General features: G+C 69.1%; 13 protein-coding genes. 11 read left to right on the top strand and 2 right to left on the bottom strand.

The genetic code is table 11. The features are described from left to right. Window positions 1-10: 10 nt before the first annotated feature. Window positions 11-274 (top strand): DUF3148 domain-containing protein, encoded by a 264-nt coding sequence (locus tag ACXMDP_RS12430; RefSeq protein ID WP_259730772.1) that lies wholly within the window; start codon window positions 11-13, stop codon window positions 272-274. Here ACXMDP_RS12430 and ACXMDP_RS12435 read toward each other — a convergent pair. Together ACXMDP_RS12435 and ACXMDP_RS12440 are read right to left on the bottom strand one after the other, a co-directional pair. After that, window positions 220-1,563 (bottom strand): M16 family metallopeptidase, encoded by a 1,344-nt coding sequence (locus ACXMDP_RS12435; RefSeq protein ID WP_259730771.1) that lies wholly within the window; start codon window positions 1,561-1,563, stop codon window positions 220-222. The two genes, ACXMDP_RS12430 and ACXMDP_RS12435, sit on opposite strands and share 55 nt — an antisense overlap. Next, entirely contained in the window at window positions 1,560-2,903 is a 1,344-nt protein-coding gene (locus ACXMDP_RS12440) for a M16 family metallopeptidase (RefSeq protein ID WP_259730770.1), read from the bottom strand. The genes ACXMDP_RS12435 and ACXMDP_RS12440 overlap by 4 nt, the downstream gene beginning before the upstream one ends. A gap of 52 nt (window positions 2,904-2,955) precedes the next feature. On the opposite strand from ACXMDP_RS12440, the gene ACXMDP_RS12445 reads away from it, so the two are divergent. The 10 genes from ACXMDP_RS12445 to recG all read left to right on the top strand — a co-directional run bounded on the left by ACXMDP_RS12445 (window position 2,956) and on the right by recG (window position 13,736). Continuing rightward, complete coding sequence (locus ACXMDP_RS12445; protein ID WP_255141197.1) at window positions 2,956-3,699, top strand: phycocyanobilin:ferredoxin oxidoreductase; 744 nt, start codon at window positions 2,956-2,958, stop codon at window positions 3,697-3,699. A 47-nt stretch (window positions 3,700-3,746) separates the two neighbouring features. Next, window positions 3,747-4,607 carry an HlyD family efflux transporter periplasmic adaptor subunit gene (locus ACXMDP_RS12450; RefSeq protein WP_457766933.1) on the top strand — a complete coding sequence of 287 codons (861 nt, stop codon included), beginning with the start codon at window positions 3,747-3,749 and terminating at the stop codon, window positions 4,605-4,607. A gap of 16 nt (window positions 4,608-4,623) precedes the next feature. Beyond that, the gene (gene devC, locus ACXMDP_RS12455; protein WP_255101273.1) at window positions 4,624-5,808 is read left to right on the top strand and encodes an ABC transporter permease DevC; all 1,185 of its coding nucleotides are present in this window, start codon (window positions 4,624-4,626) and stop codon (window positions 5,806-5,808) included. A gap of 86 nt (window positions 5,809-5,894) precedes the next feature. Next, on the top strand, window positions 5,895-6,590 hold the full coding sequence (locus ACXMDP_RS12460; protein ID WP_094513461.1) for a DevA family ABC transporter ATP-binding protein: 696 nt from the start codon (window positions 5,895-5,897) through the stop codon (window positions 6,588-6,590). A gap of 222 nt (window positions 6,591-6,812) precedes the next feature. Beyond that, window positions 6,813-6,968: a hypothetical protein gene (locus ACXMDP_RS12465; RefSeq protein ID WP_011129965.1), complete on the top strand. Its 156-nt coding sequence runs from the start codon at window positions 6,813-6,815 to the stop codon at window positions 6,966-6,968. A gap of 113 nt (window positions 6,969-7,081) precedes the next feature. Continuing rightward, window positions 7,082-8,014, top strand: coding sequence for a glycosyltransferase family 2 protein (locus ACXMDP_RS12470; RefSeq protein WP_259730768.1), 933 nt, complete (start codon window positions 7,082-7,084; stop codon window positions 8,012-8,014). Between the two features lie 143 nt (window positions 8,015-8,157). Then, window positions 8,158-8,871, top strand: a complete 714-nt coding sequence (gene rpsB / locus ACXMDP_RS12475) for a 30S ribosomal protein S2 (protein WP_094513119.1) — start codon at window positions 8,158-8,160, stop codon at window positions 8,869-8,871. A gap of 62 nt (window positions 8,872-8,933) precedes the next feature. Continuing rightward, a complete protein-coding gene (gene tsf / locus ACXMDP_RS12480; RefSeq protein ID WP_259730767.1) occupies window positions 8,934-9,596 on the top strand; it encodes a translation elongation factor Ts in 663 nt (220 codons plus the stop codon). 40 nt (window positions 9,597-9,636) lie between these two features. Continuing rightward, a complete protein-coding gene (locus ACXMDP_RS12485) occupies window positions 9,637-11,229 on the top strand; it encodes a hypothetical protein (protein ID WP_259730766.1) in 1,593 nt (530 codons plus the stop codon). Then, window positions 11,187-13,736, top strand: coding sequence for an ATP-dependent DNA helicase RecG (gene recG, locus ACXMDP_RS12490; protein WP_399233875.1), 2,550 nt, complete (start codon window positions 11,187-11,189; stop codon window positions 13,734-13,736). The genes ACXMDP_RS12485 and recG overlap by 43 nt, the downstream gene beginning before the upstream one ends. The last annotated feature ends 20 nt before the right edge of the window (window positions 13,737-13,756 follow it).

Here is a 13,756-nt window from a genome sequence, read left to right on the forward strand (position 1 = left end):
AGCCTTGCCAATGGACGAACCGCCATCCCCTGCCTATGCCGTCGGTGACTTGGTGCAGCTGGGCGAGCGGCCGGCCTATCTCAAGACCGCCGACCCGATGCCGATGCTGCGACCGCCCGATCTGGTGGACAGCGGAGAGGTGGGTCAGGTGGTGAGCCTCAGAGCACTGGGACAGCTGGCCGTGCGCTTTCGGCGTGGCACCTTTCTGCTGGAGCCCGATCAGCTCTGCGCCGCCGCTGACACGGACCCCCCTGCCGAACGCCCCAACGGGTGAGCGGCCCAGGCCCGTTCCGCCATGGCGAGGGCGCCAGCGGGACCGCACAGGCTGAGGCTGGGGGCTGCCAGCAAACTGCGCGCCACTTGCTGCAGGGCGTGGGGGGTGAGCGCTTCGGCGCGGGCCACCGCCTCATCGGCGTAGGACCAGGGCAGGCCATGGCCGAGCACCAGCGCCTGGCGATCGGCCACCTGGCCACCCGTCTGGCGGCCAACCGCAGCGGAACCGCGGAACTTCGCGAGGGCGAGCTGCCACTCCGGGAGGGTGAGGGGTTGATCCAGCAGCCGCTGCCATTCGTTCAGCAGCTCGGTGGTGGCCAGCGCCGCCCGCTCGGCTGAACTGGAGAGGTGGCAGACGAACGGGGCGGCCCCGCGGCGAGCCGGCAGGTGCACACCCACGTCGTAGGCAAGGCCGTGCTCTTCGCGCAGGGCCACGAACAGCCGGCTGGACATGCCCACACCGAGATGGCACTGCAGCAGGCGCAGAGCCAGGGAGCGGGGATCGGCCAGGGGCACCGTGGCGGCTCCGAGCATCAGCACCAGCTGCTCGGTGTCCTGCTCCACCGTCACCAGCTCAGGGCCGCCGCAGCCTGCGGGGCCGGCGCCGGGCTGCGGCGCAAAGGTGGTCCAGGGAGAGGGTTCCTGACCCTCATCCGCCACCTCCAGCAGATCCCGCACCGCCTCGGGCGGTTGGCCCGCCATCACCAGCACCGCCCCCTGCGAGCCGAGCCCGGCGGCGGCCTGCGCCAACCGGGGCCGCTCCACGGCGGCGAGCTCATCGTCCACACCCAGGGGGTCATGGCCGTAGCCCCCCTGGCCGTAGAGCTGGCGGCGCAACAGATCGTGGGCCTGCTGGAACGGATCTTCCCGCTGGCGGGCGAGGGTCTGCAGGTTGAGCTGCCGCTCAAGGCTGAGCTGATCCGGCGCCAGCCACGGGCTGCGCACCATGGTGTGCAGCAGCGGCAGCACGGCAGAGGCATCGGCCGTGGCGCACTTGAGGCTGATCACCAGGGCGTCTTCGCTGGCTTCGCAGCGCAGTTCATCGCCGAGGCCCTCCACCAGATCGGCAATCGCCTCGCCACTGAGGTTTCCGCAGCCGCGCGTGAGCAGGCCGGCCAGCAGCTGGGCGCGACCCCGCTCACCGGGCGGGTCGGCAGCGCTGCCGCCCCTGATCCAAAGGCGCGCCGACAGGATCGCCGGGCCAGGGCGCCGGCTCACCCAGACCGGACAGCCGCTGCTCAGGGTGAAGGTGTCAGGCGCCGGCAGGGGGGGGATGGGAGGAATGCTCATGCGGGCAGGGCCAGCACACGGCAGGCGCGCTCGGGGGCGAACAGGGGCAGGATCTCAGCGTGCAGCCGTTGCGGCGTCCAGAGCCGCAGCCGTTCGAGCGGCTCCTGCAGTGGCTCCAGCCGCCCCCAGAGGCTCTGGTTGCCGATCAGCCCCGCCACCGGCGAAGCCGCCTCCAGACCGAAGCGATAGCCGTTCGCCACCAGCCGCTGGGCCCGCTCCCACTCGCTGGTGCTGGGGGGCGTGGCGCTGAGCTCCTGCCAGACCTTGCCGATCTCCGCCTCCACAGCCTCCGCCTGATCGGGTTCGCAGACGGCTTCGAGCAGGGCCAGGCTGCCGGCCTCGAGCACGTTGAGATCGAGGTCAACACTTTCCACCAGGCGCAGATCCTCCCGCAACCGCTGCACCAGACGGCTGCGGCGTCCCTCCGCCAGCAGGGTGGTGAGCAGGTCAGCGCCGGCCGTGGCCTCCAGATCGGCAGCGGCGGGCAGTTGCCACACCATCAGCAGGCGGGCCGCCTCCAGGCGAGGGAGCCGGAGGGTGTGGCGGCCGGGCTGCAGCGCGAGGACTGGGGCAGGAGCGGCCGAGGGCGCAGAAGCAGGGGCCGATGGAGTGGCTGGTGTGGTGGTAGCAGGGGGCTCGCAGGGTCCGGCACTGGCGGAGAGGCCTGCTGGATCAGCTAGGTCGGCCAGGGCGCTGCCCGCCACCATGGCCTCGAGATCCAGGCCATCGAGGGCACCGGCCACCGCCAGGCTGCAGGCGCTGGGCCGGTAGCCGCGCCGGTGGAAGGCAGCCATGCGCTCGGGGTTGTGGCGGGTGAGGGCCTCGCGCTCACCGAGAATCGCCAGTCCGTAGGCATGACCTGGGCAGGCCAGCGCCAGCAGCCGCTGGAAGGCCACGTCCTCCGGCTGGTCTTCGCTCTGGGCGAGTTCTTCGAGCACCACCTGGCGCTCCATGTCGAAATCGGAGGCCTCCAGGCGCGGGTGCAGCACCAGATCCAGCAGCAGATCGAGGGCTTCCGCCGCCGCCGCCGGTGGAATCAGCACGTGGTAGTGAACGTCATCGAAGCCGGTGGCGGCATTGCTGCTGCCGCCGAGCGCCTCGATGCGCTGATCGAACGCTCCCGGGGCAAGGGTTTCGCTGCCCTTGAACACCATGTGCTCGAGGAAGTGGGCCAGGCCGGATTCGGCCGCCTGCTCGCTGGCGCTGCCGGCGCGGCACCAGAAATCCAGGCAGACCACCGGCGCCTGCTCCTGCCGCACACTCACCACCGGGACGCCGTTCTGGAGATGGAAGGCCTGGGGCGTCGGCAGGGCCTCATGCAGGGCAGGCAGGGAGCTCAACGGTTCAGATCCTGGCCGTGGGAAGATCAGCATTCTGCTGGCTGAGGCTGCATTGGCGAGCGCCACGATCCCAGCCACCGGCGGGGTGCACCCCTTGGTGGACACGCTGGCGGCAGCGATCCGCAGCAGCTGGCAGGCGCTGCCAGAGCTGGAGCCGTTGGCGATCGCCGACGACCTGGAGGCGATCAGCGGCAGCCTCGATGGCGAGCGGCTGTTCATCCACAACGAGCTGCGCCGCTGCCGCGGCCTGCGCAAGCTGCATCTGGAAACCGCCCGGCTGGGGGCCGGTCTGCAGATCCTGCACTGCGTCTACTTCCCTGATCCCCGCGCCGATCTGCCGGTGTTCGGCGCCGACATCGTGGCCGGGCCGGCGGGGGTGTCCGCCGCGATCGCCGATCTCTCCCCCACCCGCGGTGCGCTGCCGGAGGGCATCGCCGGGGCCCTGGCGGCCCTGCCGGTGCATCCCTTCAGCCAGCCACGGGAGCTGCCGCCCTGGGGCACGATCTTCTCGCCCTACGTGCGGTTCGTGCGCCCGGCAACCGCCCAGGAGGAGGGCTGGTTCATTGAAGAAGTGCAGGGCTTTCTGGCGGTGCTCTCGGCCGCAGCCCAGGCCGCCCACTTTCAATCCTGGGACGATCCAGCTACGGTTGCCCGGTATCACGGTCAGCTGTCGTATTGCCAGCAACAGAAACGAAACGACAAGACGCGGCGGGTGCTGGAGAAGGCCTTCAGCCCAGCGTGGGCCGACCGGTACATCGAGGAGCTTCTGTTCGACGATCCGCCGGAGCTTCCCTGACTCCCGGCCGTCCCCGCGCCCTGCGCATCGCGATCGCTGCGCTCGTGGTGGCGGGCGTGGCTGCGGTGGCCTGGCAGTTCCGCCCGAAGCCGGCACCCACGCCGGCACCCGTCGCCAGCAACCGGCCTGCCGTGGTGGATGCCATTTCGGCGCTGGGCCGGCTCGAACCGGCCGGTGACATCCGCAATCTGGCGGCACCGATGTCGGAGATGGGCGGCAGCCCCCGCATCTCCGAGCTGCTGGTGCAGGAGGGCGACAGCGTCACGGCGGGGCAGTTGCTGGCGCGCTTCGACAATCGCCCTTCGCTGCTGGCCCGGCGCAGCCTGGAGCGCAGCCGCATCGCCAACTTGAACCGCAGGGTCGCCGTGCTGGAGCGTGAAGTGAACCGCTACCGCCAGCTCGCCCGCAATGGCGCCGTCGCCGCCTCCGAACTGGAAACGCGCGAACTCACGCTGCTGGAGCTGCAGGGCAACCTGCGTGAAGCCCGTGATCAGATCGCACGCACCGAAACCGATCTGGTGAACAGTGAGTTGCGTGCTCCGATCAGCGGCACCGTTCTGAACGTCGAAGCCCGGGCGGGCGAGCGGCCCGGCGACAAGGGCATCCTCCAGATCGGCGCCAGCGACCGCATGGAAGTGGTGGCCGAGGTGTACGAGAGCGACATCCGCCGGGTGAAGCTCGGCCAGACCGCCAGCATCAGCAGCGAGAACGGCGGCTTCGATGGCAGCCTGCGCGCCCGCGTGATCCGGATCAGTCCGCAGGTGCAGCAGCGGGAGGTGCTCGCCACCGATCCCACCGGCGATGCCGACGCGCGGGTGGTGGAGGTGCGGCTCGCGCTGGATCCGGCCGATACCGCGAAGGTGCGCAACCTCACCGGAACCAAGGCGATCACCCGCTTCGACCCATGAGCCGGAGCCTGCCGTGATGCGCGTCCCCTTGCTCGGGGATCTCTGGGCCGCCCGGCGCATCCCCCTGGCCTGGCTGCTGCTCACCCGTCAGCCCATGCGGCTGCTGGTGGCGCTGGCGGGTATCAGCTTCGCGGGCATCCTGATGTTCATGCAGCTGGGCTTCCGCGACGGCCTGTTCGACGCCAGCATCACAATCCACCGGCTGTTCGACGCCGACCTGGTGCTGATGAGCCCGCGCACGATGAGCTCGATCAGCATGTCGAGCTTTCCGCGCCGCCGGCTCGTGCAGGCCCTCGGTGACCCTGCGGTGCAGGGGATCACCCCTGTGCACTGGAGCTTCCTGCTGTGGCGCAACCCTGAAACGCTCGCCACCCGTCAGATCCTGGCGCTTGGCTTCGAGCCGAACGATCCCCTGTTCACCGACCCGGGCCTGGCAGCCAAGGCGAAGCTGCTCACCCAGCGCGACCGGGTGCTGTTCGATGAGGCCTCAAGGCCGGAGTTCGGGCCGGTGGGTCCGTGGTTCCGCGAAGGGAAGACGGTGGAAACCGAGGTGGATGGCAAACGGGTGCGGGTGGCAGGCCTGGTGGCCCTGGGCCCCTCCTTCGGCGCCGACGGCAACCTGATCACCAGCACCGAAACTCTGCTGCGGCTCAAACCCAACACCCCGCCGGGGGCGATCGAACTGGGCCTGATCCGCCTTCGGCCCGGCGCTTCCCCAGAGGTGGTGCAACAGCGGTTGCGGGAGCGACTGCCCGCCGACGTGACGGTGTTCACCAAGCAGGAGTTCGAGGAAGCCGAGAAGGACTACTGGCGCACCAGCACCGCGATCGGGTTCATCTTCACGCTCGGTGCCGCCATGGGCTTCGTGGTGGGCTGCGTGATCGTGTACCAGATCCTCTACAGCGACGTCAGCGACCACCTGCCCGAGTACGCCACCTTGATGGCGATGGGCTACCCGCTGGTGACCCTGCTGGGGGTGGTGGCCCGGGAGGGCATCCTGCTGGCCGTGCTCGGCTATGTGCCGGCCTACGCCGCCGGCACCGGCCTGTACCACCTGGTGCGCTCCGCCACGCGCTTGCCGGTGGGGATGGAAGCCAGCCGCTCCCTGTTGATCTTCGGCCTGATCCTGGTGATGTGCATGGGCTCCGCAGCCCTGGCCATGCGCAAGCTCGGCGATGCCGATCCTGCCGAAATCTTCTGAGGCCTGCGCCGATGTCCCCTGTCACCAGCACCGTCACGAGCCCAGCCGACTACGGCAGAGCCGATGCCGGCGCCAACGCCTCGGCCATGGTGGAGATCAGCGGCCTCTGCCATTCCTATGGCAAGGGAACGATGCGCCGGCAGGTGATCCAGAACGTGGATCTGCGCATCGACCCGGGCGAAGTGGTGCTGCTCACCGGCCCGTCGGGCTGCGGGAAAACCACGCTGCTCACGCTGGTGGGGGCGCTGCGCCAGGTGCAGGAGGGCCACGTGCGTGTGCTGGGCCAGGCCTTGGAGAACAGTGGCCGCGGCGAGCGACAGCGGTTGCGGCGCCGCATCGGCATGATTTTTCAGGGCCACAACCTGTTGCGTTGCCTGACGGCCGAGCAGAACGTGCAGATGGGAGCGGATCTGCTGCCGGGGCTGGGCTACCGCGCCCGCCGCGACCAGGCCCGCGAATGGCTGCGGGCCGTGGGGCTCGGCGATCACCTGGGCAAGTTGCCCCACGACCTCTCGGGCGGTCAGAAGCAGCGGGTGGCGATCGCCCGGGCCCTGGCCACCCATCCACGCCTGCTGCTGGCGGATGAACCCACCGCCGCCCTCGACAGCCAGAGCGGCCGCGAGGTGGTGGAACTGCTGAAGCGCCTGGCGCGTGAGCAACAGTGCGCCGTTTTGATGGTCACCCACGATCCGCGCATCCTTGATGTAGCCGACCGGCTCGTGAAAATGGAAGACGGTCGCCTGTCGTCCGCGCCACTGGCGATCGCTGCGACAGCGCACTGAGGCGCGGCCCGGAAGCTGCGCTCCAGCGGAGCAGCTGGCTACAGCTGTGAGCTGCGGCGGTGAACTGCTGCCATGAGCTTCAGCTGAGCTGCCGCAGTGAAACTGGGCCGTCGGAAACGGCGGCGATCCAGGGCCGTGCGAAAGGGCAGTGCTGGCTGGGCGGGCTGAAGCCGCTCGGAACCCATTGGCTAGAGTGAACGATCTCCCGTACCCAGGTCGTCCATGGCGAAACGCCGGAACCTCAAAAAGGAAAAGCAGGAACGTAACCGCTCCTACGCCCGCAAATTCAAGAAGCGCAAGCTCCGCAACGACGGTCGCGGTGAAGGTGCCGGCAACGGTGTCACCGGCACCGCCAACAACGGTGGCGCCGCCGACTGAGCCGTCGCGCCACGTCCCTTGATCAATGCAAAGGGATCCTGCGGGGTCCCTTTTTTTGCCTCTCGATTCGCCCTCCCCTCCGGCTTCCCCCGTCCTCCCTTCCTTTCAGGCGCATGTTTCTCAGCGTCGTCATTCCCACCTACAACCGCCGGCCCATCCTCGAGAAGGCACTCACCGCGCTGGAGCAGCAGCGGCTCGGAGCCCCGATCGAGGCCTACGAAGTGGTGGTGGTCGACGACGGCTCCACCGATGACACCCCCGCCTGGCTGCGCCAGGAGGCCGGCCGCTTCCCCCACGTGCGGCTGGTGGAACAGGACCATGGCGGGCCGGCGGAAGGGCGCAATCGAGGCGTCGCCCATGCCCGCGGCGATGTGATCGTGTTCATCGACAGCGATCTGGTGGTGAATGACGGCTTCCTGCTGGCCCATGCCGAGGCGCTGGTCGCCTACTGGGAGCGGCACGGCCACCACCGTTGCTTCACCTACGGCGCGGTGATCAACACCTCCAACTTCGAGGACCCGCGCAGCGAACCCCACAAGCTCAGCGATCTCTCCTGGGCCTACTTCGCCACCGGCAATGTGGCGATCGACCGGGCACTGCTGGAGCAGGCCGGCCTGTTCGATACCGGCTTCCGGCTCTACGGCTGGGAAGACCTCGAACTGGGCGAACGGCTAAGGCAGCTCGGGGTGGAGCTGGTGCGCTGCCCTGCAGCGGCGGGGTATCACTGGCATCCGGCCCTGCGCCTGGAACAACTGCCCGATCTGGTGCGCATCGAGCAGGAACGGGCGCGCATGGGCCTGGTGTTCTACCGGAAGCACCCCACCCGCAGGGTGCGCTTCATCATCCAGTTCACCTGGTTGCACCGGCTGCTGTGGGAGGTGCTCACCCTCGGCGGGCTGGTCAACGAACGCACGCTGCGGCCCCTGCTGGCCTGGTTGATCCGCCGCGGCCAGCCGGGGCTGGCGATGGAGCTGCTGCGGCTGCCACTCAACCGGCTTGGCGTGCGGGCTCTTTACCGGGAAGCAAGAGCCGCAGGGCTGCGCTGAAGGCCCGTTTGGTAATTTGAGTGGTCCCCACAAACCGCACACCTGTCCGTTTCGGGTGTTCACACGATCAAGGGCGGCTCTTTCTCGAGTCGCTTCGTGCTGAACCCAGGCAGGTGGAGGCGAACCCGAAACCCTCCCCACCCATGGCTGTCGTAACCCTCTCCGAAATGATGGAGGCGGGTGCCCACTTCGGGCACCAAACCCGCCGCTGGAATCCCAAGATGTCGCGCTACATCTACTGCGCGCGCAACGGGGTCCACATCATCGATCTCGTGCAGACCGCCGTCTGCATGAACAACGCCTACAAATGGACCCGCAGCGCCTCGCGCGCTGGCAAGCGGTTCCTGTTCGTGGGCACCAAGAAACAAGCCTCCGAAGTGATTGCCCAGGAGGCTGCCCGCTGCGGCGCCGCCTACGTGAACCAGCGCTGGCTGGGCGGCATGCTCACCAACTGGAGCACGATGCGCGCCCGCATCGATCGCCTCAAGGATCTGGAGCGGATGGAGTCTTCCGGCGCCATCGCCATGCGGCCGAAGAAGGAAGCGGCCGTGCTGCGGCGCGAGCTGGAGCGGCTGCAGAAGTATCTGGGTGGTCTGAAGAACATGCGCCGCCTGCCGGATGTGGTTGTGCTGGTGGACCAGCGCCGCGAAACCAACGCCGTTCTGGAGTGCCGCAAACTCGACATTCCCCTGGTGTCGATGCTTGACACCAACTGCGACCCCGACCTGGCCGACGTGCCGATCCCCTGCAACGACGACGCCGTGCGTTCCGTGCAGTTGGTGCTGGGCCGCCTGGCCGATGCGATCAACGAAGGTCGCCATGGTGCCCAGGAACCACGCGACGACGACGAGGGCTGAGGTCCTCCTCCGCCTCCCTCAGCCTCTTCACTCCCTCTCCCTTCTCCCCCTCCGTTTCTGTCATGGCTGAGATTTCAGCAAAGCTCGTCAAGGAACTGCGCGAAAAAACCGGCGCAGGGATGATGAACTGCAAGAAGGCACTGGCCGAAAACGCCGGTGACATGACCAAGGCCGCCGAATGGCTGCGCCAGAAGGGCATTGCCACTGCGGAGAAGAAAGCCGGCCGTACAGCAGCGGAAGGGGCGATCGGCAGCTACATCCACACCGGCGCTCGCGTCGGTGTGCTGCTTGAACTCAACTGCGAAACCGACTTCGTCGCCCGCGGTGATGTGTTCCAGGAGCTGCTGCGCAACGTGGCAATGCAGATCGCCGCCTGCCCCAACGCCGAATACGTGAGCACCGAGGAGATCCCCCCGGAAATCGTCGATCGCGAGAAAAGCATCGAAATGGGCCGCGATGATCTTGCCGGCAAGCCCGACAAGATGAAGGAGAAGATCGTCGAGGGACGCATCGGCAAGCGGCTCAAAGAGCTCGCGCTGCTGGAGCAACCCTTCATCAAGGACAGCGCGATCACTCTGGCCGAACTGGTGAAGCAGGTGGCCGGTCAGGTCGGTGAAAACATCCAGGTGCGGCGCTTCACCCGTTACACCCTGGGTGAGGGCATCCAAGTCGAAGCCAGCGATTTCGCCGCTGAAGTGGCGGCCATGAGCGGTCCGAGCGCTTGAGCGGCTCCGCCGGAGTCCTCCTCTCCGTGGAGTGTCAGCCTTGGAATCCAGCGCCACGGCACTGACGGAAGCCCAGGCCCACCTGCACCAGCTGCGCCAGCGCATGGAGCAGAGCAATCAGGCCCTGTATCGGGATCTGGCCCTCTACCTCCAGGTGCTGAGGGCCGGCTTGCCGCAGGCAGTCCTGCAGGCCACTTTTCACCTGGCCACCCAGGTGGTGCCGGCGCGCTACACGGCGCTCGACACCGCCGAACGGCTTGGACTGCAGCAGCGCCTGCAGCAACTGGTGCAGCGCTGCAACGCTCTGCTCACGGTGGAGCAGCTGATCGTGCTTGCACGCCAGGTGCGCTCTGAACAGCAGCGCCTGCGGCGGCGGGAGCAGCGGCGTCTGCTGGCTGCCATGGCTGCTGCCGCTGGGGAAGCTACAGAGTCTTCCCATGGCGATGACACCCCTGGCCCATCCGGCGACGGCTCTGGCCAAGACTCCGGCCAGGCGATGGGCTTGCCCCGCGGTTCCGTGCAGCTGGGCATGGATCTGCCGCTCAGTGCCGATCTGTTCGCCGCTGGCCTGCCGGGCCTGAGCGGGCTGTCCGGCCTGGCCGCGCTCACCAGCGGCAGCCAGGAGGAAGGCGGCCGCGCCGCTGCGTACGGCGGCGGCGACACGGAGGACGAGGATGAGGACGACGCGGACGATGACGACGCGCACAGCGGCCACCACGATCCAGACGGCGCCGATGCGGACGACGGGCAGAGCTACGACGCACAGAGCTACGACGACGCAGACGAAGACGACACCGACGATGACGACACCGACGATGACGCTCTAATCGACGCCGACCCCGAAGATGACGACGCCGACCCAGACGGTGTAGGCCGAAACGACGACGTCCGAGACGATGGTGGCCGCAGCCACCGCCGGCACAGGAACCGCTCAGGCGGCAGCCAGGGAGATCGTGCCGCCACTCAGGCCGCCAGTGGTTTCGACGCCGGCGGCGAACCCGCCCATGTGTTCCAGGCGCTGTTCGCGATGGCCAGCGAGGCGATGGGGCGCCTGCCTGCTCCGGCCAGGGACACCGACAACGACGGCGATCAGGATCTCGATGACGACAGCGAGGGGAGCGCCGTATCAGCGTCCGCCTCGCCTACCGGCCCAGACGACAGCAGCGAGGCGCCCTATCTGTTGCCGCGCCAGCCGCTGGAGCTGCTGCACTGGTGGGGCGCCTTCGACCTCGCCCTGCAGCGGCGTCTGCGCAATCTCTCGCACGCGATCAACCTCGAATTGCTGCGCCTGGGCCTCACGCGCAGCCTGCTGCCAGCGAGCCTGCTGGATGCGGTCCTGCGCGGGCAGATCGAAGCACTGCCGGCTCCCGCCAACCTGCTGCGCCTGTCTCTGCCCTTCAGCACCGATGGCATGGCCGCGCCGATGGAAGCGTTCGGTCTGCTGCTGCGCGGCCCTGATCTCGAGGCTGAGCAGCCGCGGCTGCGCACCAGCCGGCGCCGGCTGGAAGAGCGGCGCAGCGAACTGCGCACGGTCGCCCGGAACTACCGACACTGGCAGCGGCGCACCCTCGCCCTGGAGGCGGAGCAGCAGTGGTTGCAGGACAGTCGGATGGCAGGTCCGGTTCAGCCCTGACCCCGGGCTCGCCAGCGGGCGATTGGCTGGCCACCCTGCAACAGGCCCTGAGGGTGGAGGCGGAACGCGGTTTCGGCGACCTGCAGGGCCGCCACGAGTGCTTCAGCGCCTTCCTGGCCCGCAGCTGCCGCCAACCACCGGACAGCCTGACCCGACGCCCGGAGGATCAACGCGCCCTGGCCGAGCTGGCTGCCGGCTTTGAGAGCTACAGCGGCCTCAGCCCCGCCCGCCGGCAGACCCTGGTGCGCCAGTGCCGCGAGCGGCTGCATGCCCTGCGCCGCTCCTTCGACCCACCGGCCACCGTGGCGCCGCCGCGGCTGCCGCGGCGCGAGGCGATCGCGTCTACGGCGGGCAGCGGCGATGCACGCACCAGCGGCGTAAGCAAGGGGCAGACGGCCATCGAACCCGACACGCCGCTGGGGGCGATCCGTGGCATCGGCGCCAAGACCGCCACCCAGCTCGCCGCCATGGGGTTGCTGCTGGCCCGTGATCTGGTGCGCCACTACCCCCGCGACTACGTCGATTACGCGAATCTGGCGCGGATCGGTGCCCTGCGCGCCGGCGAGACGGCCACCGTGGTCGCCACGGTGAAGCGCTGCCATGCCTTTGCCAGCCCACGCAATCCCAACCTCTCGATCCTGGAGCTGCAGCTGCAGGACATCACGGGCCGGCTGCGGGTGAGCCGGTTTCTGATCGGCAAGCGCTTCAGCACGCCGGGTTGGCTGAAGGCCCAGCAACGCCAGTTCCCGCCAGGCTGCACGGTGGTGGCCAGCGGCCTTGTCAAGGACTCGCCCTACGGCCCCTGCTTCCAGGATCCGCTGATGGAGGTGCTGGAGCGCCCGGATGCGCCGCTGCGCTCCGATCGCATCGGCCGGCTGCTGCCGGTCTACGCACTCACCGAAGGCCTGAACGCCGAGCGCTTGCGGCAGGCCCTGCGCGTCGTGCTGGAGGCGGCGGTGCGTTGGCCCGATCCCCTGCCGGCCGGTCTGCGCCAGCGGGAAGCACTGATGGGCCGTGGGGAGGCGCTGCAGGGGTTGCACGATCCCCGCGACCGGGATCATCTGCAGGCCAGCCGTCACCGGCTGGTGTTCGATGAGTTTCTGCTGCTGCAGTTGCGGCTGTTGCAGCGCCGCCTGCAGCAGAGCCGTCGGCCCTCCACGCCGCTCTCGGTGAACACTGGCGCCGGCAGCCTGGTGGGCGGCTTCCTGGCGCTGCTGCCCTTCCCCCTCACCACCGCCCAGCAGCGGGTGCTGGCGGAGATCCGCGCCGACATGGCCCGGGGCCAGCCGATGGCACGCCTCGTGCAGGGGGATGTGGGCAGCGGCAAGACCGTGGTGGCCATTGCCGCCCTGCTCACGGCGATCGAAGCCGGTTGCCAGGGGGCCTTGATGGCTCCCACCGAAGTGCTGGCCGAGCAGCATGCCCGCAAACTCGGCGACTGGCTGCCCCAGCTGCATGTGCGCGCGGCGCTGCTGACCGGCTCCACTCCGCAGCGGCGGCGCCGTGAGCTGCTGCAAGACCTGGCGAACGGCCAGCTGCAGCTGCTGGTGGGCACCCACGCCCTGCTGGAGGATCCGGTGCAGTTCGCCCGGCTCGGTCTGGTGGTGGTCGATGAGCAGCACCGCTTCGGGGTGCGGCAGCGCGACAGGCTGCTGGGGAAGGATGTCCAGCCCCACCTGCTCACCATGACCGCCACCCCGATCCCCCGCACCCTGGCGCTTTCGGTGCACGGAGATCTGGAGGTGAGCCAGATCGATGCGTTGCCTCCCGGCCGCACCCCCATCCGCACGCGGCTGCTGCGCAGCGGGGAGCGCCAGGTGGCCTACAGGCTGATCGCCGAGCAGGTGGCGCTGGGGCAGCGGGCCTATGTGGTGCTGCCGCTGGTGGAGGAGTCCGAGAAGCTCGACCTGCGCTCGGCGGTGGAGGTGCACCGCCAGCTGAGCGAGGAGGTGTTCCCGCAGCTGCGGGTGGGGCTGCTGCACGGCCGCATGGCCAGCAGTGAGAAGCAGGAGGCGATCACCGCCTTCGCCAGCGGTGCCTGCGATGTGCTGGTGGCCACCACGGTGGTGGAGGTGGGTGTCGACGTGCCGGACGCGAGCGTGATGGTGATCGAGCACGCCGAGCGCTTCGGCCTGGCCCAGCTGCATCAGCTGCGGGGGCGGGTGGGCCGCGGTGCCGCCGCCTCCCACTGCCTGCTGATCAATGACAGCCGCAATGCCGAAGCCCGTCAGCGGCTGGAGGTGCTGGTGCGCAGCAGCGACGGCTTCGAGATCGCCGAAATGGACCTGCAACTGCGGGGCCCCGGGCAGGTGCTCGGCACGCGCCAATCGGGGCTGCCCGATCTGGCCCTGGCCAGCCTCACGGAGGATGGCGCCGTGCTGGAACAGGCACGGGCCGTGGCGCAGGGGCTGCTGGCGGCGGATCCGGAGCTGCAACGGCACCCGGGCCTGGCCCTGGCCCTGGCCGAACAGCGCCAGCGGCAGGCGGAAGCGGCTCGCTTGAATTGAGCCTGTCCCCTGGTCTGCCG

Source organism: Cyanobium sp. ULC065, from assembly GCF_977927515.1.

Bases quoted from the DNA above. Each gene is read 5' to 3' on its own strand.
- ACXMDP_RS12430 (WP_259730772.1), top strand. From the start codon at position 11: ATGGACGAACCGCCATCCCCTGCCTATGCCGTCGGTGACTTGGTGCAG.
- ACXMDP_RS12435 (WP_259730771.1), bottom strand. From the start codon at position 1,563: ATGAGCATTCCTCCCATCCCCCCCCTGCCGGCGCCTGACACCTTCACC.
- devC (WP_255101273.1), top strand. From the start codon at position 4,624: ATGCGCGTCCCCTTGCTCGGGGATCTCTGGGCCGCCCGGCGCATCCCC.
- ACXMDP_RS12460 (WP_094513461.1), top strand. From the start codon at position 5,895: ATGGTGGAGATCAGCGGCCTCTGCCATTCCTATGGCAAGGGAACGATG.
- ACXMDP_RS12465 (WP_011129965.1), top strand. From the start codon at position 6,813: ATGGCGAAACGCCGGAACCTCAAAAAGGAAAAGCAGGAACGTAACCGC.
- ACXMDP_RS12470 (WP_259730768.1), top strand. From the start codon at position 7,082: ATGTTTCTCAGCGTCGTCATTCCCACCTACAACCGCCGGCCCATCCTC.
- rpsB (WP_094513119.1), top strand. From the start codon at position 8,158: ATGGCTGTCGTAACCCTCTCCGAAATGATGGAGGCGGGTGCCCACTTC.
- tsf (WP_259730767.1), top strand. From the start codon at position 8,934: ATGGCTGAGATTTCAGCAAAGCTCGTCAAGGAACTGCGCGAAAAAACC.